This window comes from Bacillus sp. B25(2016b), assembly GCF_001679765.1.
In the GTDB taxonomy this organism is placed as follows: domain Bacteria; phylum Bacillota; class Bacilli; order Bacillales; family Bacillaceae_G; genus Bacillus_A; species Bacillus_A thuringiensis_K.
This window is the reverse complement of sequence record NZ_CP016285.1, coordinates 3,502,899-3,522,656: the sequence shown is the minus strand read 5'-3', so window position 1 is coordinate 3,522,656 and position 19,758 is coordinate 3,502,899. Positions and strand designations below refer to the sequence as shown.

Here is a 19,758-nt window from a genome sequence, read left to right as displayed (position 1 = left end):
TGAACATATATGGAAGGTGTAGTATTATTACATAAGCCAAAAGGCATGACATCACATGATTGTGTATTTAAATTAAGAAAGATATTGCGAGAAAAGAGAATTGGTCATACGGGAACATTAGACCCTGATGTAACAGGAGTATTACCAATTTGCGTTGGAAGAGCAACGAAAATTGCACAATTTTTAACAAGTGAAACGAAAACATATGAAGGTGAAGTAACATTAGGGTTTTCAACGACAACCGAAGATGCTTCTGGTGAGGTTGTTGAAACGAAAAATGTAGATCGTACTATTACTCGTAAGGAAGTAGAGAAAGTCCTTGCGGAATTAACAGGCACGATTGAACAAATGCCACCAATGTTCTCGGCTGTAAAAGTAAACGGGAAAAAATTATACGAATATGCAAGAGCAGGACAAGAGGTAGAACGTCCAGTTCGTACAATTACAATTCATGAATTCGTATTACTTGATGATCGTGAAGTTTTTGAAGGAGAAAATATTTCATTCCGTTTCCGTGTAACGTGTAGTAAAGGAACATATGTAAGAACGTTAGCTGTAATGATAGGGGAGAAACTTGGTTTCCCATCACATATGTCTCACCTTGTAAGAACGGCATCTGGTGAATTTTTATTAGAAGATTGCATATCATTTGAAGAAATTGAAGAAAATGTGCAAAATGGAACAGTAGAGTCTATCTTCATTTCAATTGATGAAGCATTAAGCAAGTTTCCAAAAATGGTTGTAGATGAAAAGCAAGCAGAGAAAATAAAGAATGGTATGTTCTTAAAGAATGAATTAGAAATAACAGCACCATTTATTACAGTGTTTGATAAAAATGATCGTTGCTTAGCAATTTATGAACATCATCCGAAACATCCTGGCATGTTAAAGCCGATGAAAGTACTTGTGAATAATCAAGAACTAAAGCTATAATGAATTATTGGAAGGATTATTACAGAAAAAGGTGAATTCAAGCGTGAAACTTATTCATTTAACTCATCCACATGAACAAAATAAATTAGAATTACCACCTACTGTAATGGCATTAGGATTTTTTGATGGCATTCATTTAGGACATCAATGTGTAATTCGAACTGCGAAAAAAATAGCGGACGAACGAGGATATAAAAGTGCAGTTATGACATTTCATCCTCATCCATCTGTTGTTTTAGGGAAAAAGGATGCGCATGTGGAGTATATTACACCAATGCGCGATAAAGAAAAAATAGTCGAAAGCTTAGGAATCGATATATTATATGTGATTAAATTTGATGAATCATTTGCAGGGTTATTACCGCAACAATTTGTAGATGATTATATTATTGGTTTAAATGTAAAGCATGTAGTAGCAGGGTTTGATTATTCATATGGACGTTTAGGAAAAGGAACGATGGAGACTTTACCATTTCATGCAAGAGGGGAGTTTACACAGACTGTGATTGAAAAAGTTGAATTTCAAGAAGAGAAAGTAAGTTCTACAGCATTACGAAAGTTAATTCGAAATGGCGAAATGGAGCAAATTCCATCTATTTTAGGTAGAGCCTATACTGTAGCGGGAACAGTTATACACGGCGACAAACGTGGGCGTCAAATTGGTTTCCCAACAGCTAATGTAGGTTTAAGTGATGAGTATTTATTGCCACCTGTAGGTGTTTATGCAGTGAGATTAAAAGTTCACGATGAATGGTACGATGGTGTATGTAATATTGGATATAAACCGACTTTTAAAGAAGATGAGCGTCAATTATCAATTGAAGTGCACTTATTTGAATTTAACAAAGATATATACGATCAAAATGTTACAGTAGAGTGGCATATGCGTATAAGAGCAGAAAAGAAATTCAACGGTATTGATGAGTTAGTTGAACAAATCGCAAAAGATAAGAAGACAGCACAAGAATATTTTATGAGCGAAAAGAATATACTTGCTTTTTCAAATGAAAAGTAGTATTCTATGTTATGTACTTTATGACAACCATTGCTTGGCATTGCGACTCACCGACGCTTGCTAGGTAATTGGGGGTTTAATTAATAGGAGGTGAAATAGGATGGCTTTAACACAAGAACGTAAAAATGAAATCATTGCACAATTTAGAACTCATGAGACTGATACTGGTTCTCCAGAGGTTCAAATTGCTGTCCTAACGGAGCAAATTAACACTCTAAACGAGCACTTACGTACTCACAAGAAAGATCATCATTCACGTCGTGGTCTATTAAAGATGGTTGGTAAACGTCGTAACTTACTAACTTACCTTCGTAATAGCGATATCACACGTTACCGTGAATTAATCACAAAGCTTGGCTTACGTCGATAGTCAAAGAAGCGGGAATATTCCCGCTTTTTTGTTAGGTAAAAATATATCTTCTACGCTTTATAGCTTACTTAATTTTAGGCAATACTAGAGGTAGAATATTGTGATATACTATCCATTTACATAGAAGAATTGAATACTTTAAATTGAGAGGGGTACTTAAATGAGTCAAGAAAAGCAAGTCTTCTCGATAGATTTAGCTGGTCGCCAGCTAACAGTTGAAACTGGTCAGCTTGCAAAACAAGCGAACGGAGCAGTATTAGTAAGATATGGCGATACAGCGGTTCTATCTACAGCAACTGCATCAAAAGAAGCAAAAAATGTAGATTTCTTCCCACTTACAGTAAACTATGAAGAGCGTTTATATGCAGTCGGAAAAATTCCTGGCGGTTTCATTAAACGTGAAGGTCGTCCAAGTGAAAAAGCAATTTTGGCAAGTCGTTTAATCGACCGTCCAATCCGTCCACTTTTCGCAGATGGTTTCCGTAACGAAGTACAAGTTGTCAGCATCGTAATGAGTGTTGATCAAGATTGTTCTTCTGAAATGGCAGCTATGCTTGGTTCTTCATTAGCGTTATCGATTTCAGATATTCCATTTGAAGGTCCAATCGCGGGTGCAACAGTTGGTCGTATTAACGGCGAATTCGTTATCAACCCAACAGTAGAACAGCAAGAACAAAGTGATATTCACCTTGTTGTAGCTGGTACGAAAGATGCAATTAACATGGTTGAAGCAGGAGCAGATCAAGTGCCTGAGGAAACAATGTTAGAAGCAATTATGTTTGGTCATGACGAAATTAAACGTCTAATTGCATTCCAAGAAGAGATTGTACAAGCTGTAGGTAAAGAGAAATCAGAAGTGAAACTTTATGAAGTTGACGCTGATCTTAACCAAGCTGTACGTGAAATGGCTGAAGAAGATATGCATTCAGCAATTCAAGTACATGAGAAACATGCACGTGAAGATGCAATTAACGAAGTGAAAAAGCGTGTTATTGAGCATTACGAAGCGCAGGAAGCTGACGCTGATACATTAGGACAAGTAAATGAGATTTTATATAAAATTGTAAAAGAAGAAGTACGTCGTCTTATTACAGTTGAAAAAATCCGCCCAGATGGCCGTAAAGGTGACGAAATCCGTCCATTAGCATCAGAGGTTGGCATTTTATCTCGTACACACGGTTCTGGTTTGTTCACTCGTGGACAAACACAAGCATTAAGTATTTGTACATTAGGTGCATTAGGCGATGTGCAAATTTTAGATGGTCTTGGTGTAGAAGAATCAAAACGCTTTATGCACCATTACAATTTCCCATCATTTAGTGTTGGTGAAACAAGACCAATGCGTGGACCAGGTCGTCGTGAAATCGGTCACGGTGCACTAGGAGAACGCGCACTTGAGCCTGTAATTCCATCTGAAAAAGATTTCCCATACACAGTACGTCTTGTATCTGAAGTTTTAGAATCAAATGGTTCTACTTCACAAGCAAGTATTTGTGGTAGTACTTTAGCAATGATGGATGCTGGTGTTCCACTTAAAGCTCCAGTTGCAGGTATTGCAATGGGTCTAGTTAAAACTGGTGAGCATTACACAATTTTATCTGATATTCAAGGTATGGAAGATCATTTAGGTGATATGGACTTTAAAGTAGCAGGTACAGCACAAGGTGTAACTGCACTACAAATGGACATTAAAATCGATGGTCTATCTCGTGAAATTTTAGAAGAGGCATTACAACAAGCGAAAGTTGGTCGTGTGCACATTCTAAATCATATGTTATCTGTTATTCCAGAGCCACGCACTGAATTATCAGCGTACGCTCCAAAGATTATTACAATGACAATTAATCCAGATAAAATCCGTGACGTTATCGGACCGAGCGGTAAACAAATCAATAAAATTATTGAAGAAACTGGCGTTAAAATTGACATCGAGCAAGATGGCACAGTATTCATTTCTTCAATAAACCAAGAAATGAACGACAAAGCTAAGAAAATTATCGAAGATATCGTTCGCGAAGTACAAGTAGGTGAAATCTACGAAGGAAAAGTGAAACGTGTTGAGAAATTCGGTGCTTTCGTTGAATTATTCAGCGGTAAAGATGGATTAGTTCACATTTCTGAACTTGCACTTGAGCGTGTAGGTAAAGTAGAAGACGTTGTGAAAATCGGTGATGTAATTACAGTTAAAGTTATCGAGATTGACAAGCAAGGTCGCGTAAATCTATCTAGAAAAGTATTGCTAAAAGAAGAGCAAGAAAAAGAAGCTGCTAAAGAAGAAAACAAACAAGAGCAGCAATAAGTAAAAGCCAGTTTAACTGGCTTTTTTTGTTATGTAAAAAACATGTTGTTCAATATATTTTTATGTCGGTATAGGTATAGTTTTCATTATAACGCTCAAATTAACAAAGATAAGAAGAAAATGTTTTTATATAGTTAATTTGGGAGGGTTTATATGAAAGTTCGTATATTGGCATACATATGTATATTTTCTTTATATGTCAGTTTAGGCTCTTATTCTGTTTTTGCACAAGATAACTTGCACGAAGAAATTCAAAAGCACGCAAAACAGTATGAGATTGCACCTCAAAATGCGATGATTGATAAAATATGGAAAGCAACACCTGGATATAATGGAAGACAAGTGGATATGGAAGCATCGTATAATAATATGAAGAAGCTAAAGAAATTTGATCAAAAATATCTTGAATTCAAAGAAGTCTCACCAAGTGTTCATTTAGAAGATTTATCACCAGCTCCAATTTATAGAGGGCATCCAAATAAAAAGATGGTAGGATTAACAATAAATGTGGCATGGGGAAATGAGTATTTGCCTCGCATATTAGAGATATTGAAAAAGCATGATGTGAAGGCCACTTTCTTTTTAGAAGGACGTTGGGTGAAAGAAAATTTGCGGTTTGCAAAAATGATTGTCGATGCAAAACAAGAAGTTGGAAATCACTCGTACACACACCCTAATATGAAAATGCTATCGTCTGATGAAATACGAGATCAGTTACAAAGAACAAATCGAATGATTGAAGCAGCTACGAATCAAAAGGTGAGATGGTTTGCACCGCCGAGTGGAAGTTTTCGAGATGAAGTCGTGAAAATTGCAGATGATTTCCAAATGGGAACGATCATGTGGACTGTTGATACAATCGATTGGAAGCGCCCTGAGCCAGATGTACTATTGCAGAGAGTAATGAGAAAAATACATCCTGGTGCTATCGTATTAATGCATCCTACTTCGTCAACAACAGAAGCATTAGATACAATGATTACAAAATTAAAGGAACAAGGATATAAAGTAGGGAATATAACAGAATTACTGGATGAAAAACGTGTGGATTAAATACATTTGCATGACATTCATCCTTAAACTTGTTATCATTAAATAATAGCACTTATTTAGAGAAACTGGCAGTAGGAGGAAAGTTTTTGATTAAAAAATATACTTGTAAAAATGGTGTAAGAATAGTTATGGAGAATATACCAACTGTAAGATCGGTTGCGATTGGTATTTGGATCCATGCAGGATCAAGAAATGAAAATGAAAAAAATAACGGGATTTCTCACTTTTTAGAGCATATGTTCTTTAAAGGGACGGAAACACGTAGTGCACGCGAAATTGCAGAATCATTTGATAGCATTGGTGGGCAAGTGAATGCTTTTACTTCAAAAGAATACACTTGTTACTATGCAAAAGTGCTAGATGAGCATGCTAAATATGCTTTAGATGTATTAGCAGACATGTTCTTTAATTCAACATTTGATGAAGAAGAACTGAAAAAAGAAAAGAATGTTGTATGTGAAGAAATTAAAATGTACGAAGATGCTCCAGATGATATTGTGCATGATATGTTAACGAAAGCAACATATGAAACGCATCCGCTTGGATATCCTATTTTAGGAACAGAAGAAACGCTTAATACGTTTACAGGTGATACACTACGCCAATATATTAAGGATCATTACACACCTGAAAATGTAGTTGTTTCAGTTGCAGGAAATATTGATGAAGCCTTCTTACAAACGGTAGAGCAATATTTCGGTAGTTATGAAGGAACAACAAACCGTGAACAAGTACATAGCCCAATTTTCCATTTTAATAAGGTAGCACGTAAAAAGGAAACAGAACAAGCTCATTTATGTTTAGGATATAAAGGCTTACAAATGGGACACGAAGATATTTATAACTTAATCGTATTAAATAACGTGTTAGGCGGTAGTATGAGTAGCCGTTTATTCCAAGAAGTACGTGAGCAACGTGGGTTAGCGTACTCAGTATTTTCTTACCATTCTTCTTATGAAGATACAGGTATGTTAACACTGTATGGTGGAACAGGTAGCCAACAATTAGATACACTGTATGAAACAATGCAAGAAACATTAGAAACATTGAAAAATACAGGTATTACAGAAAAAGAGCTTATTAATAGTAAAGAGCAACTAAAAGGAAACTTAATGTTAAGTTTAGAAAGTACGAATAGCCGTATGAGCCGTAACGGTAAAAATGAATTGCTTCTTCGTAAACATCGTTCACTTGATGAGATTATTGAAAGTGTAAACACTGTAACAAAAGAAAATGTGGACGGATTAATTCGCAATATGTTTACTGACGAGTTCTCTGCGGCACTTATTAGTCCAGACGGAAAACTTCCAAGAGGAATAAAACTATAATCAACTTTTACAATGTACCTGAAAATAACCTTCTCTCTTTTTAAAAGAGAGAAGGTTATTTTTTTTATACATATAGAATAGGTACTAATTATAGACAATGCAAATGAAAAATTCAGTAGGGGGAGTGGAGTGTGTATGCGATTAAGTGAATTAAGTGGTAAAGAGGTTGTAGATATAGAAAAAGCGGAAAAAATGGGAGTCTTAGGTTATATGGATTTAGAGATTAATGAGAAAGACGGGCAAATACAAACACTTATAATACCTGTAGGGAAGTGGGGAGGCTTTAAAAAGGAACCACAAGAAGTAAGGGTGGCATGGAGTCAAATAAAGAAAGTCGGACATGATATGCTTCTTTGTGATAGTATAGATCATTCAAATTCGGAGTGAAGGATGGCCATTTTGGTCATCTTTTTTTGTATCTACATAGAAACCTGATAAATCATATGTGCATTTGGATTTTCAATCACCATAAACTCGTACATTACATATGATGTGGAGGAAAAAGAAAAAGTAGGCACTTTTCTTATAAATGACAGAAAAAGAAGGTGAATTAGGGAATGTTGACTGAGATGCATATTGCTGTCATAGGAGGAGATGCAAGGCAGCTAGAAGTAATTCGTAAGCTAGTTGAATTGGATGCGAAACTTTCTTTGATAGGTTTTGATCAGTTAGATCATGGTTTCACAGGGGCAGCAAAAGAAAGTATACAAAATTTAGATTTCACTTCTGTAGACGCAATTATTTTGCCGGTTGCAGGTACAAATGCCAAAGGAGAAGTAGATACTATTTTTTCAAATGAAAAAGTTTCAATAACGAAAGAACAAATTGAAAATACACCAGAACACTTTACTATATATTCAGGTATTGGTACACCTTACTTGGAAAATCTCGTATCTACTACGAACCGAAAACTTGTTAAATTATTTGATCGTGATGATGTAGCAATATACAATTCTATTCCAACGGTAGAAGGTACATTAATGATGGTAATTCAACATACCGACTATACAATTCATGGGTCCAATGTAATGGTTCTAGGATTTGGTAGAACAGGAATGAGTGTTGCGAGAGCATTTCAATCATTAGGAGCCCATGTCAAAGTTGGCGCAAGACGATCTGAACATATTGCACGTATTACAGAAATGATGTTTTCTCCTTTTCATATGCAAGACATAGAGAAAGAAGTAGGAAATGTCGATATTGTAATTAATACGATTCCGCACCTCGTTGTAACAGCGAATGTTATTGCAAAAATGCCAGCTCATACGCTAGTGATTGATTTAGCTTCTAAACCAGGCGGTACCGACTTTAGATATGCGGAAAAAAGAGGAGTCAAAGCATTGCTAGCACCTGGATTACCAGGTATTGTTGCCCCAAAAACGGCTGGGCAAATTTTAGCAAATGTTCTTTCTCAGTTATTAGCAGCAGATGCAATCGCAAAGGAGGAGGAAAAGAAATGAGTTTGAAGGGGAAACGAATTGGTTTCGGATTTACAGGTTCACATTGTACGTACGAAGAAGTAATGCCTCATTTAGAAAAATTAATTGCTGAAGGAGCAGAAGTACGTCCTGTTGTTTCATACACTGTTCAATCAACAAATACTAGATTTGGAGAAGGAGCAGAGTGGATTAAGAAGATTGAAGAAATAACAGGTTTTAAAGCAATTAATTCAATTGTTGGAGCAGAGCCACTTGGACCTAAAATTCCATTAGACTGCATGGTAATCGCTCCTTTAACAGGAAATTCTATGAGTAAATTTGCAAATGCAATGACAGACTCTCCAGTACTAATGGCAGCAAAAGCGACGCTAAGAAATGGCAAGCCTGTCGTATTGGCAGTTTCGACGAATGATGCTTTAGGATTAAATGGGGTAAATCTCATGCGCCTAATGGCAACGAAAAACATCTACTTCGTCCCATTCGGCCAAGATGCACCAGAGAAAAAACCGAACTCAATGGTAGCTCGCATGGAGCTGCTGGAAGATACAGTATTAGAAGCGCTGCAAGGGAAGCAATTGCAACCTGTGGTCGTAGAAAAATTCAGATATATGAATTAAAAAACGAAAAAAAACGGACAATTTTTGATGAAACCATCATTCTTACTGTAGAATATGATAAAATTAACGTTATTAAGATTAGAAGGGGTATTGTATACTCCTTCTGATTCTAAGTTATAGAAGGATTGGTATCTAGAAAGGGGCATAGTGATGGAAAAGCAAAAAACTTTTCATGTCGCTGTAGTTGGAGCAACCGGCGCAGTTGGTGAACAAATGTTAAATACTTTAGAGAAACGAGAATTTCCAATCGGGAAATTAACGTTACTTTCATCTAAACGATCTGCAGGTAAGAAACTTGTATTTAAAGGCGAAGAATTTACGGTTCAAGAGGCAACTCCTGAAAGCTTTGAAGGAGTAGATATCGCACTATTTAGTGCTGGTGGATCTGTATCGAAACAATTAGCCCCAGAAGCAGCAAAACGCGGTGCGATTGTTGTTGATAATACAAGTGCATTCCGTATGACAGAAAACGTGCCACTTGTTGTACCTGAAGTAAATGAAAATGACTTAAAAGAACATAATGGTATTATTGCAAATCCAAACTGTTCTACAATTCAAATGGTAGTAGCTCTTGAGCCAGTTCGTCAGCAATATGGTTTAAAACGAGTAATCGTTTCCACATATCAAGCTGTATCAGGTGCTGGTGCGGCAGCTATTGAAGAACTGCATGAACAATCACAAGCAATCTTAAATGGCGAAGAAGTTAAGGCAAATGTTCTTCCTGTATCAGGTGATAAGAAGCATTTCCCAATTGCTTTTAATGCGATTCCACAAATTGATAAATTCCAAGATAATGGATTTACATTTGAAGAAATGAAAATGATTAACGAAACGAAAAAAATTATGCATATGCCTGAATTAGAAGTAGCGGCAACATGTGTACGTTTACCAGTTGTATCAGGACACTCTGAGTCTGTTTACATCGAAGTAGAAAAAGAAGGCGTAACAGTAGCAGAATTAAAGAGCTTACTTGCAAATGCGGAAGGTATTGTTCTGCAAGATAATCCAGAAGAGCAGTTATATCCAATGCCAGCTACTGCAGTAGGTAAAAACGAAGTATTCGTTGGAAGAATCCGTAAAGATTTAAATAACGATAAAGGATTCCATCTTTGGGTCGTATCTGATAACTTATTAAAAGGCGCTGCATGGAATTCTGTTCAAATTGCAGAGCGCTTAGTAAAATTACAATTAGTGTAAACGGCTAAGAGAAGGTGCAAAATATGAAAATAATTGTTCAAAAATTTGGTGGCACATCAGTACGTGATGACAATGGACGTAAGCATGCGCTTCATCATATAAAAAAATCATTAGCTGCTGGTTATAAAGTAGTTACTGTCGTATCTGCTATGGGCCGTAAAGGTGAACCATATGCAACGGATACGTTATTAAGTCTTGTAAATCAAGAGGAATCTACTATTTCTAAACGGGAGCAAGATTTATTATTATCGTGCGGAGAGTTAATCTCTGCAATTGTTTTCTCTAATATGTTGAATGAGAACGGTATAAAAGCAGCAGCATTAAATGGTGCACAAGCTGGTTTTGTAACGAATGATGATTTTACGAATGCAAAGATTATTGAAATGAATTGCGATCGTATACATGAAGAGTTGGAAAATGTAGATGTAATCGTCGTTACAGGATTCCAAGGGCAAACGAAAAAAGGTGATACGACAACACTTGGGCGCGGAGGTAGTGATACTTCAGCTTCAGCATTAGGTGTTGCACTTCATGCTGAATACATCGATATATTCACTGATGTAGAAGGTGTTATGACTGCGGATCCTCGTATTGTAAAAGATGCACGTCATCTTCAAACTGTAACGTACAACGAGATTTGTAACATGGCTTATCAAGGTGCGAAAGTCGTTCATCCACGTGCAGTTGAAATTGCGATGCATGCAAAAGTGCCACTTCGTGTACGTTCTACGTATTCTGATAGTGAAGGTACACTTATTTCAGCATATGACGGTGCTACGAGAGGTCGTGATGTAGAAGAACGTCCTGTTACAGGTATTGCCCACGTATCAAACGTAACGCAAATTAAGGTGCTTGCAAAAGAAACGGCATATGATTTGCAACAACATGTGTTTAAAGAGATGGCGAACGAAGGAATAAGCGTCGATTTAATTAATATTTCACCTACTGGCGTAGCATATACGGTGAGTGATAATGTATCAAGTCATGCAGTTAAATTATTAAAGAACCTTGGATATGAGCCAATTGTGACAGAACATTGTGCGAAAGTATCTATCGTTGGAGCTGGAATGGCAGGATACCCAGGGGTTACTGCGAAAATCGTTACAGCTCTAGCGGAAAAAGGTATTCAAATCCTACAATCGGCAGATAGTCATACAACAATTTGGGTTCTTGTAAAAGAAACTGATTTAGTGGAGGCTGTAAATGCATTACATAGTGCGTTTGAGCTTTCAAAAGAAAAGCAACTGGAACAATAAGGAGTGAGACCATGATAGATTTTGGGACAATTGCAACCGCGATGGTAACACCGTTTGATATAAACGGGAATATCGATTTTGCAAAGACAACGAAATTGGTAAATTATTTAATTGATAACGGTACAACAGCAATCGTGGTAGGAGGAACGACAGGAGAATCTCCTACATTAACTTCAGAAGAGAAAGTAGCGTTATATCGCCATGTCGTATCTGTTGTCGATAAAAGAGTGCCCGTAATCGCTGGAACAGGTAGCAATAATACGCATGCTTCTATTGACTTAACTAAAAAGGCAACAGAAGTTGGTGTGGATGCAGTAATGCTAGTAGCACCGTATTATAACAAACCGAGCCAAGAAGGGATGTATCAGCATTTTAAAGCAATTGCTGAAAGCACGCCGCTTCCGGTTATGCTATATAACGTTCCGGGACGATCTATTGTACAAATCTCCGTTGATACAGTTGTTCGTTTATCAGAAATAGAAAACATTGTTGCTATTAAAGATGCCGGCGGCGATGTGTTAACAATGACAGAGATCATTGAAAAAACAGCGGACGACTTTGCGGTATACAGCGGTGATGACGGTTTAACGTTACCAGCTATGGCAGTTGGAGCGAAAGGTATCGTTTCGGTAGCATCTCATGTTATCGGAAACGAAATGCAAGAGATGATTACAGCATTTCAAGCAGGAGAGTTTAAGAAAGCACAAAAATTACATCAATTACTTGTAAGAGTAACTGATTCATTATTTATGGCGCCAAGTCCAACTCCAGTAAAAACAGCGTTACAAATGGTTGGATTAGATGTAGGTTCTGTACGTTTACCACTTCTTCCATTAACAGAAGAGGAAAGAGTAACGTTACAATCTGTTATGCAATCTATCCCTCGTTAATAAAAAATGACCTAGTGTAGAACTAGGTCATTTTTTATTATATGCAAATCTTTTCCTCTTTTTCTCACCTATATGTGTTTTTATAAGAACATTAATCGCTTCTTCATTATGTGTATAAGAAAATAATCATACCCCTTTAACTGAGTCAAAAAATGATAGATATTATGGAATAAACGTAATAAACCACGGTGTCTGTTTTTAGAGAAATCCCCTAAAATGTGACGCAATTCATAAAAAAAATCCATTTTGTAAGTGTTTTTGTTGGATTCTAGAAAAATAAATCTTGAAACTTCCTATTATGAAATGAATTTGGCGTATGTATGGCTAGTTCTTCAAAATAATATGGAGTATAAAATCAGAGTAAATATAAAGGAAATACGTTCGATACTTTTATTGTCATTCCGTTCTTTTCCTCTTTCTTTCGCACGATTTAACTTGTGTTCTATTTCTTGTATCAGGTATAATATGGCTAAGTAGCTTAGTACGGGTATGCTTAGCAAAATTGGTAAAAATTATAATTTGATTACATTTTCATATCATATCGAATAAGATATTTGATTTATATAATGAAAGAGAGGTGAAACCTGGTTTAAAAAATAAACAAGGACATGATATCGCATAACGGTAAGGACATTCGTCTTGGACGGTGAATATATGGTGGTTGTAGAGTTTCCCCTGGTGTCTCTGCAATTTTAGTGAAATCAGTGTTTGAAAGATTTTTAAACCAGGCAACAACATGAAGAGAAAAGAGAATGAGTCTGTTAAAGTATTTGCTCTTGGTGGAGTAGGTGAAATCGGGAAAAACATGTACTGTGTTGAAATTGATTCTGAAATCTTTATTGTAGATGCAGGGTTAATGTTCCCAGGAGATGAAATGTTTGGAATTGATATCGTTATTCCTGATATTACATATTTAGTGGAAAACCAAGAGCGAGTAAAAGGTTTATTTATTACTCACGGTCATGAAGATCATATTGGTGGTATTGTTTACGTACTTCGTAAATTATCTATTCCAGTATATGCAACGAAATTAACAGTAGGACTTATACAAGAAAAACTTGGCGAAGCGGGTATGTTAGGCCGTGTAGACTTAAAAACAATCGATTCAAATTCAACAGTAGAGTTTAATACTACAACGGTGTCATTCTTTGGAACGACACATAGTATTCCAGATTCTGTTGGTGTTTGTTTCCATACATCAAAAGGTGCGATTGTATATACGGGAGACTTTAAATTCGATCAAACTCCAATTGGAAATAGTGGAGCAGACCTTGGGAAAATGGCGCAAATCGGAAATGAAGGCGTACTTTGCTTATTATCTGATAGTACAAACGCAGAGCGCCCAGGTTATACAGGTTCAGAAAAAGAAGTTGGTGTAGAAATCTCTAAAGTGTTCTACGGCGCAGAAGGTCGTATTATTGTTGCTTCATTTGCATCGAATGTACATCGTATTCAACAAGTATTTGATGCAGCTGCTGAAACAGGGCGAAAAGTGGCGGTTGTAGGACGTAGTATGGTGAAAGTGGTAGATATCGCAAGACGTCTTGGTTATTTAGATGTTCCAGAAGGTATGGTTATTTCACTACAAGAAGTAGACAATTTCCCAGAGAAAAAGGTAGCTATTTTAACGACAGGTAGTCAAGGTGAACCGATGGCTGCTCTATCTAGAATGGCAAAGCAAGCTCATAAACAAATTTCAATTCGTAAAGGTGACACGGTTATTATTGCGGCTTCTCCAATTCCGGGTAATGAAATATCTGTATCAAAAATTATCGACTTGTTATTTAGAGCGGGAGCTGAAGTTGTTTATTACGGTGAAAGAAAAGTTCACGTTTCAGGTCACGGTAGCCAAGAAGAATTAAAATTAATGTTAAATTTAATGAAACCAAAGTACTTTGTACCCGTACACGGTGAGTTCCGTATGCAAAAAGCACATGCATACTTAGCTGAAGATGTAGGTATTACAAGAGAAAATATCTTTATCGTAGAAAAAGGCGATGTAATTGCTTTTGGTGACGATGAAGCGAACTTAGTCGGTAAAGTACAAGCTGGTAATGTTTTAATTGATGGATTAGGTGTAGGTGACGTTGGTAATATCGTTCTTCGAGATAGAAAGATGTTATCTCAAGATGGAATACTAGTAGTTGTTGTAACGCTTGGTAAAGATGAAAAGAAAATTATCTCTGGTCCAGAAATCATTTCACGTGGTTTCGTATATGTTCGTGAATCAGAAGCGTTAATTGAACGATCTACAGAGATTGTACGTATGATTGTTGAGCAGTCAATTAAAGAATATTCAATTGAATGGTCAATGTTAAAACAAAATATTCGTGAATTATTAGGACAGTTTTTGTACGAAGAGACAAAGAGAAAACCTATGATTTTACCGATTATTATGGAAGTATAAAAAAGATCACCCTTATGGGTGATCTTTTTTCTTTTTAACCCTATCGAATGAAATTTATAACTTAAGAAATAATAGTTATATACGAGTGAAAGGGGATGCGAAATGACAGAACGTGATCGATATACAAATGAAGAAAAAGAAGCTGAGCCAAAAGAAGCTGGAAAAGAGGCTTCAATAGTCGAAAAAATTCAACAGCTTGGACAGACAAATGTACCACAGATGAATGAATCACGTATTCATTGTTTAACGATTATCGGACAAGTGGAAGGTCATGTTCAATTACCACCGCAAAATAAAACAACAAAATACGAGCATATCATTCCGCAAATTGTTGCGATTGAACAAAATCCGAAAATTGAAGGTTTGCTTTTAATATTAAATACGGTTGGAGGTGACGTTGAAGCTGGGCTAGCAATTTCTGAAATGGTAGCTTCACTTTCAAAACCAACAGTGTCTCTAGTTTTAGGTGGGGGACATTCCATCGGTGTACCGATTGCTGTTTCTACTGACTATTCGTTTATTGCGGAAACTGCGACGATGACAATTCATCCAATTCGTTTAACAGGTCTTGTCATAGGTGTGCCACAAACATTTGAGTATTTGGATAAGATGCAAGAAAGAGTCATTCGTTTTGTGACGAAGCACTCGAAAGTAACAGAAGATCGTTTTAAAGAGCTTATGTTTGCGAAAGGAAATTTAACGCGAGATATTGGGACGAATGTAATTGGTGGGGATGCAGTAAAGTACGGTCTTATAGATGATGTAGGCGGTATTGGAAATGCTATTCGAAAATTAAACGAATTAATAGATGTTCGCGCGGAAGATAGTACAGAAGGGACAATGCTACAATGATTTTATATACAATTATGCCAGAGCAACTTGTGTATCCGGCCGATTATTCACAATGTGAAAGTCAAAAAGTCGTAAATATAAATGGTGTGGAATTAATGGTTTCTGAAGAGGAACATGGATTTTATTCTATTGTACGTGTGCTAAGTACGGACCCACTTCATTATTTAGAGTTTGAGCCCGGTCAGAAAATAACCTTTTAGCAAAAAGAAGGATTTTGTTTAGAAGCTATGGTATAATATAAAAAACAAGACGGTTGAGCAGCCATGAGTAGGCTGCTTTCTTCTGTTTATTTAGCATTTTACAAGAAGTGTAAAAATAGAAGATATAAAGACCTGAAAAATAGAGAAAACAGACATATAAATAGAGCATTTTGAGGGGAGCTTTACTTATATGTAGAACACGAGGTGAAGAAATGGCAAAACAAAAGCAAAGAGGGACGAAGTCAAAGGCAAGACGTACGATAAAGCCAACTTTGTATTATGAAATTGTCGGTTTAACTCTTTTTGCACTTTCAATCATTACGATTTTACAGCTAGGCGTTGTAGGGAAATCGTTTGTGTTATTTTTTCGCTTCTTCTTTGGTGAGTGGTACATAATTGGTGTGTTAGGTGTAATAGCTTTATCGGTTTCCTTTGTTATAAAACGCGGATGGCCGAACCTTTTAAATAAACGATTAATTGGATTTTATTTAATTGTATTGGCGATATTAATGTTTAGTCATATTACATTATTTAACCTTCTTACAAAAGATGGAGCAGTGCAAAATACTTCTGTTATTGTGAGTACGAAAGATAACTTCTTTCTTGAAATGAAAAAGGGGCCAGATAGTGTTCATTTAGGTGGTGGTATGTTTGGTGCGCTTATGTTCGCAACATGTTACTTCTTATTTGACGAAGTAGGAGCTTATATCATTGGTATTATTCTAGTTATTCTCGGTATACTTTGTATAACAAATAAGCATATTGGAGAAGTGTTAGCTCCAGTTGGTAGAATTCTTAGAAGTCAGTTTCAAGTGATGCAAGGGGATTATAAAGATTGGAGAGCTAAAAGAACGGCTGAACAAACAGAAAAGAAAAAAACAACAAGAAGCACAAGAAGCAAACGTGCTGCAGAACAAGAAGAAATTATTGAGCCGATGGAAGAAATCTCAATTGATCCTCCGATTATTTCGAATTTCACTGAGAATTATCCTGTAAATGAAGAAGAGGATAAACGAATCGAAGTAGAGCAAGAAGATTTGATCACTTCAACGTTTATTGAAGAGACTCCGCCAATTGAAGAACCAAAGAAAAAGCGTGGAGAAAAAATTGTTGAATCGTTAGAGAGTGAAGCGCAAGCACCTCCTATGCAATTTTCAAATGTAGAAAATAAAGATTACAAGCTTCCTTCACTTGATATATTAAAATTTCCAAAGAATAAGCAAGTTACAAATGAAAATGCGGAAATTTATGAGAATGCTCGTAAATTAGAGCGTACATTCCAAAGTTTCGGAGTGAAAGCGAAAGTAACAAAAGTACATAGAGGTCCGGCAGTTACAAAATATGAAGTGTATCCTGATATGGGGGTAAAGGTAAGCAAAATTGTCAGTTTAAGTGATGATTTAGCCCTTGCTTTAGCTGCAAAGGACATTCGTATTGAAGCGCCAATTCCCGGGAAATCAGCTGTAGGGATCGAAGTTCCGAACTCAGAGGTTTCGATGGTAACGCTGAGGGAAGTTCTTGATTCTAAGGCTAATAATCATCCGGAAGAGAAGTTGTTAATTGGTCTTGGCCGAGATATTACAGGTGAAGCTGTATTAGCCCGTCTAAATAAAATGCCTCATTTACTCGTAGCTGGTGCGACAGGTAGCGGGAAAAGTGTATGTATTAACGGTATTATTGTTAGTATTTTAATGCGTGCAAAACCGCATGAAGTAAAATTAATGATGATTGACCCGAAAATGGTAGAATTAAATGTATATAACGGTGTGCCTCATTTATTAACGCCAGTTGTAACTGATCCGAAAAAAGCATCGCAAGCATTGAAAAAAGTTGTGAGTGAGATGGAACGTCGTTATGAATTGTTTGCTCATAGTGGTACACGTAACATTGAAGGATACAACGATTATATAAAAGAGCATAATAGTCAATCAGAAGCGAAACAACCCGAATTACCTTATATTGTAGTAATTGTGGACGAGTTAGCAGATTTAATGATGGTTGCTTCGTCTGATGTAGAGGATGCGATTATGCGTCTAGCGCAAATGGCTCGTGCTGCTGGTATTCATTTAATTATTGCAACGCAACGTCCGTCAGTTGACGTTATTACGGGTGTTATTAAAGCAAATATTCCATCACGTATTGCATTCGCTGTATCTTCTCAAACAGATTCTCGTACAATTCTTGACGGTGGTGGTGCAGAGAAGCTACTAGGTCGTGGAGACATGCTGTTTATACCAATTGGTGCATCGAAACCTGTACGTGTACAAGGCGCATTTTTATCAGATGATGAAGTTGAGAGAGTTGTAGAATATGTTATTGGACAGCAAAAAGCACAATATCAAGAAGATATGATTCCGCAAGATGTTCCTGATACGAAGCAGGAAGTAGAAGATGAATTATATGATGAAGCGGTTCAACTTGTAGTGGAAATGCAAACAGCATCTGTTTCTATGTTACAACGTAGGTTTAGAGTAGGTTATACGCGAGCTGCTCGCCTAATTGATGCAATGGAAATGAATGGTGTAGTAGGTCCGTATGAAGGTAGTAAACCGAGAGAAGTGCTCATTAATGATGTACAAGAAAAAAGTTCTTAAAAAAAGCCTAATTGTTTTTACAATTAGGCTTTTTTATATAGTGTTTTTGTTATATACTATACTCAGCAATAAAGAAAGGGCTTACATTTAGAGGTGCTCTTTAGAATACGAATACTTTGAGTATGTTTTGTGTAAATGTTCGATATTTAATGCAGAAAAATGTTAGATTTTGTTGACACGTATGAGAGCAAGTGGTAAGATTACTTCGAAAAGAATCACTGCCTCATATAATCTTGGAGATAAGGTCCATAAGTTTCTACCTGGCAACCATGAATTGCTAGACTATGAGGGGAAAAGTGTGTAACAAAGGATGTAAAGGATCTTTGTGCCGAACTTTTTCTCGAAATGAGGAATGTTTATGGTGCAAAGTTTTTTTTATACAATAAAGAGTGAAAATTTTATTTTAAAAAATTATTATTATTTATTCGACAATTATGCTTATTTTGGTGTTTAGTCATTTGTACTATGTTGTAAGTTGAAAAAAGAGAAAAGAAGTCTTACATCAGAGGTCGAATAATTGAAATGCGGGGGAGTCTTATGTCAGTAAAATCCGATAGTCGTCACCTATATCTACGGGTGATTGATCACATCAAAGAAAAAATTAAAGATGGGGCTTATAAAGAACGACAAAAGTTACCATCAGAGTTTGATTTAGCGAAAGAACTTGGCGTAAGTAGAGCGACTTTAAGGGAAGCATTGCGTATTTTAGAAGAAGAAAATGTTGTCATTCGTAGACATGGTGTAGGGACATTTGTAAATGCAAAGCCATTATTTTCTTCTGGAATAGAACAACTTTCTAGTATTACAGATATGATTTCTAGTGTGGGGAAAACACCAGGAACAATCTTTTTATCATCATCTACTACAACTTTAACAGAAGAGGAAAAAGAGAAGTTTAATAGTGAAGATGGTTTTAATGCAGTGATGATTGAACGCGTGCGTACAGCAGATGGGGAACCTGTTGTGTATTGTATCGATAAACTTGCAAAAGAAATATTGCCAGATTTATCGGGTTACAATGAGGAATCATTATTAACGGTGATACATAATAACACGCATAAGCGCATAACATATGCGGTTGCTCACATTGAGCCAATTGGCTATCACCCTAAAATCTCACCGATTTTAGAATGTGAGCCTGAAACAGCGCTGCTTGTATTAAAACAAATGCACTACGATCAAAATGATGAGCCAATCTTATATTCTATCAATTACTTTAGAGCTGATAAATTTAGCTTCCACGTATTAAGAAAGCGTATGTAGGTAAATTCCTTTTTAGGGAGGTGACAGCAAGAAGTAAGGAACAGC

Annotated in this window: 17 protein-coding genes and 1 riboswitch; all 17 genes read left to right on the top strand. The window is 36.4% G+C overall.

The window, feature by feature from the left end; translation table 11 throughout:
- Positions 1-9: 9 nt before the first annotated feature.
- Positions 10-933, top strand: coding sequence for a tRNA pseudouridine(55) synthase TruB (gene truB / locus BAQ53_RS17845; protein ID WP_000399349.1), 924 nt, complete (start codon positions 10-12; stop codon positions 931-933).
- A 43-nt stretch (positions 934-976) separates the two neighbouring features.
- Positions 977-1,948 (top strand): bifunctional riboflavin kinase/FAD synthetase, encoded by a 972-nt coding sequence (ribF, locus tag BAQ53_RS17840; protein WP_208906142.1) that lies wholly within the window; start codon positions 977-979, stop codon positions 1,946-1,948.
- 100 nt (positions 1,949-2,048) lie between these two features.
- A complete protein-coding gene (gene rpsO / locus BAQ53_RS17835; protein ID WP_001229392.1) occupies positions 2,049-2,318 on the top strand; it encodes a 30S ribosomal protein S15 in 270 nt (89 codons plus the stop codon).
- A 160-nt stretch (positions 2,319-2,478) separates the two neighbouring features.
- Positions 2,479-4,617, top strand: coding sequence for a polyribonucleotide nucleotidyltransferase (gene pnp / locus BAQ53_RS17830; protein ID WP_000076737.1), 2,139 nt, complete (start codon positions 2,479-2,481; stop codon positions 4,615-4,617).
- A 153-nt stretch (positions 4,618-4,770) separates the two neighbouring features.
- Entirely contained in the window at positions 4,771-5,670 is a 900-nt protein-coding gene (locus tag BAQ53_RS17825; RefSeq protein ID WP_046946446.1) for a polysaccharide deacetylase family protein, read from the top strand.
- A gap of 86 nt (positions 5,671-5,756) precedes the next feature.
- Positions 5,757-6,998: a M16 family metallopeptidase gene (locus BAQ53_RS17820; RefSeq protein WP_000593000.1), complete on the top strand. Its 1,242-nt coding sequence runs from the start codon at positions 5,757-5,759 to the stop codon at positions 6,996-6,998.
- Positions 6,999-7,133: 135 nt separating this feature from the next.
- Complete coding sequence (locus BAQ53_RS17815; protein ID WP_001239758.1) at positions 7,134-7,385, top strand: YlmC/YmxH family sporulation protein; 252 nt, start codon at positions 7,134-7,136, stop codon at positions 7,383-7,385.
- 170 nt (positions 7,386-7,555) lie between these two features.
- Positions 7,556-8,458 (top strand): dipicolinic acid synthetase subunit A, encoded by a 903-nt coding sequence (gene dpaA, locus BAQ53_RS17810; RefSeq protein ID WP_000954738.1) that lies wholly within the window; start codon positions 7,556-7,558, stop codon positions 8,456-8,458.
- Positions 8,455-9,054, top strand: a complete 600-nt coding sequence (dpaB, locus tag BAQ53_RS17805; protein WP_000053596.1) for a dipicolinate synthase subunit B — start codon at positions 8,455-8,457, stop codon at positions 9,052-9,054. Before dpaA ends, dpaB begins: the two co-directional genes overlap by 4 nt.
- Before the next feature lie 150 nt (positions 9,055-9,204).
- Positions 9,205-10,251, top strand: coding sequence for an aspartate-semialdehyde dehydrogenase (gene asd / locus BAQ53_RS17800; RefSeq protein WP_000414846.1), 1,047 nt, complete (start codon positions 9,205-9,207; stop codon positions 10,249-10,251).
- A 23-nt stretch (positions 10,252-10,274) separates the two neighbouring features.
- Positions 10,275-11,507: an aspartate kinase gene (gene dapG, locus BAQ53_RS17795; RefSeq protein WP_000692450.1), complete on the top strand. Its 1,233-nt coding sequence runs from the start codon at positions 10,275-10,277 to the stop codon at positions 11,505-11,507.
- Between the two features lie 11 nt (positions 11,508-11,518).
- Entirely contained in the window at positions 11,519-12,397 is an 879-nt protein-coding gene (gene dapA / locus BAQ53_RS17790) for a 4-hydroxy-tetrahydrodipicolinate synthase (RefSeq protein ID WP_000564763.1), read from the top strand.
- A gap of 736 nt (positions 12,398-13,133) precedes the next feature.
- The gene (locus tag BAQ53_RS17785; protein WP_000823089.1) at positions 13,134-14,804 is read left to right on the top strand and encodes a ribonuclease J; all 1,671 of its coding nucleotides are present in this window, start codon (positions 13,134-13,136) and stop codon (positions 14,802-14,804) included.
- Between the two features lie 102 nt (positions 14,805-14,906).
- Positions 14,907-15,656, top strand: a complete 750-nt coding sequence (tepA, locus tag BAQ53_RS17780) for a translocation-enhancing protein TepA (protein ID WP_000139806.1) — start codon at positions 14,907-14,909, stop codon at positions 15,654-15,656.
- Positions 15,653-15,856, top strand: a complete 204-nt coding sequence (locus BAQ53_RS17775; protein WP_000605023.1) for a YlzJ-like family protein — start codon at positions 15,653-15,655, stop codon at positions 15,854-15,856. The genes tepA and BAQ53_RS17775 overlap by 4 nt, the downstream gene beginning before the upstream one ends.
- Before the next feature lie 212 nt (positions 15,857-16,068).
- A complete protein-coding gene (locus BAQ53_RS17770; protein ID WP_001118802.1) occupies positions 16,069-18,450 on the top strand; it encodes a DNA translocase FtsK in 2,382 nt (793 codons plus the stop codon).
- Positions 18,451-18,653: 203 nt separating this feature from the next.
- A riboswitch (purine riboswitch) is annotated at positions 18,654-18,755 on the top strand.
- Between the two features lie 232 nt (positions 18,756-18,987).
- Complete coding sequence (locus BAQ53_RS17765) at positions 18,988-19,713, top strand: GntR family transcriptional regulator (RefSeq protein WP_000114182.1); 726 nt, start codon at positions 18,988-18,990, stop codon at positions 19,711-19,713.
- Positions 19,714-19,758 lie beyond the last annotated feature (45 nt).

Excerpts from the sequence above, each read along its gene's own strand:
- dpaA (WP_000954738.1), top strand. The coding sequence starts at position 7,556 with ATGTTGACTGAGATGCATATTGCTGTCATAGGAGGAGATGCAAGGCAG.
- BAQ53_RS17765 (WP_000114182.1), top strand. The coding sequence starts at position 18,988 with ATGTCAGTAAAATCCGATAGTCGTCACCTATATCTACGGGTGATTGAT.
- BAQ53_RS17825 (WP_046946446.1), top strand. The coding sequence starts at position 4,771 with ATGAAAGTTCGTATATTGGCATACATATGTATATTTTCTTTATATGTC.
- dpaB (WP_000053596.1), top strand. The coding sequence starts at position 8,455 with ATGAGTTTGAAGGGGAAACGAATTGGTTTCGGATTTACAGGTTCACAT.
- rpsO (WP_001229392.1), top strand. The coding sequence starts at position 2,049 with ATGGCTTTAACACAAGAACGTAAAAATGAAATCATTGCACAATTTAGA.
- asd (WP_000414846.1), top strand. The coding sequence starts at position 9,205 with ATGGAAAAGCAAAAAACTTTTCATGTCGCTGTAGTTGGAGCAACCGGC.
- tepA (WP_000139806.1), top strand. The coding sequence starts at position 14,907 with ATGACAGAACGTGATCGATATACAAATGAAGAAAAAGAAGCTGAGCCA.
- BAQ53_RS17815 (WP_001239758.1), top strand. The coding sequence starts at position 7,134 with ATGCGATTAAGTGAATTAAGTGGTAAAGAGGTTGTAGATATAGAAAAA.
- BAQ53_RS17770 (WP_001118802.1), top strand. The coding sequence starts at position 16,069 with ATGGCAAAACAAAAGCAAAGAGGGACGAAGTCAAAGGCAAGACGTACG.
- BAQ53_RS17785 (WP_000823089.1), top strand. The coding sequence starts at position 13,134 with ATGAAGAGAAAAGAGAATGAGTCTGTTAAAGTATTTGCTCTTGGTGGA.
- dapG (WP_000692450.1), top strand. The coding sequence starts at position 10,275 with ATGAAAATAATTGTTCAAAAATTTGGTGGCACATCAGTACGTGATGAC.
- truB (WP_000399349.1), top strand. The coding sequence starts at position 10 with ATGGAAGGTGTAGTATTATTACATAAGCCAAAAGGCATGACATCACAT.
- dapA (WP_000564763.1), top strand. The coding sequence starts at position 11,519 with ATGATAGATTTTGGGACAATTGCAACCGCGATGGTAACACCGTTTGAT.
- pnp (WP_000076737.1), top strand. The coding sequence starts at position 2,479 with ATGAGTCAAGAAAAGCAAGTCTTCTCGATAGATTTAGCTGGTCGCCAG.
- BAQ53_RS17775 (WP_000605023.1), top strand. The coding sequence starts at position 15,653 with ATGATTTTATATACAATTATGCCAGAGCAACTTGTGTATCCGGCCGAT.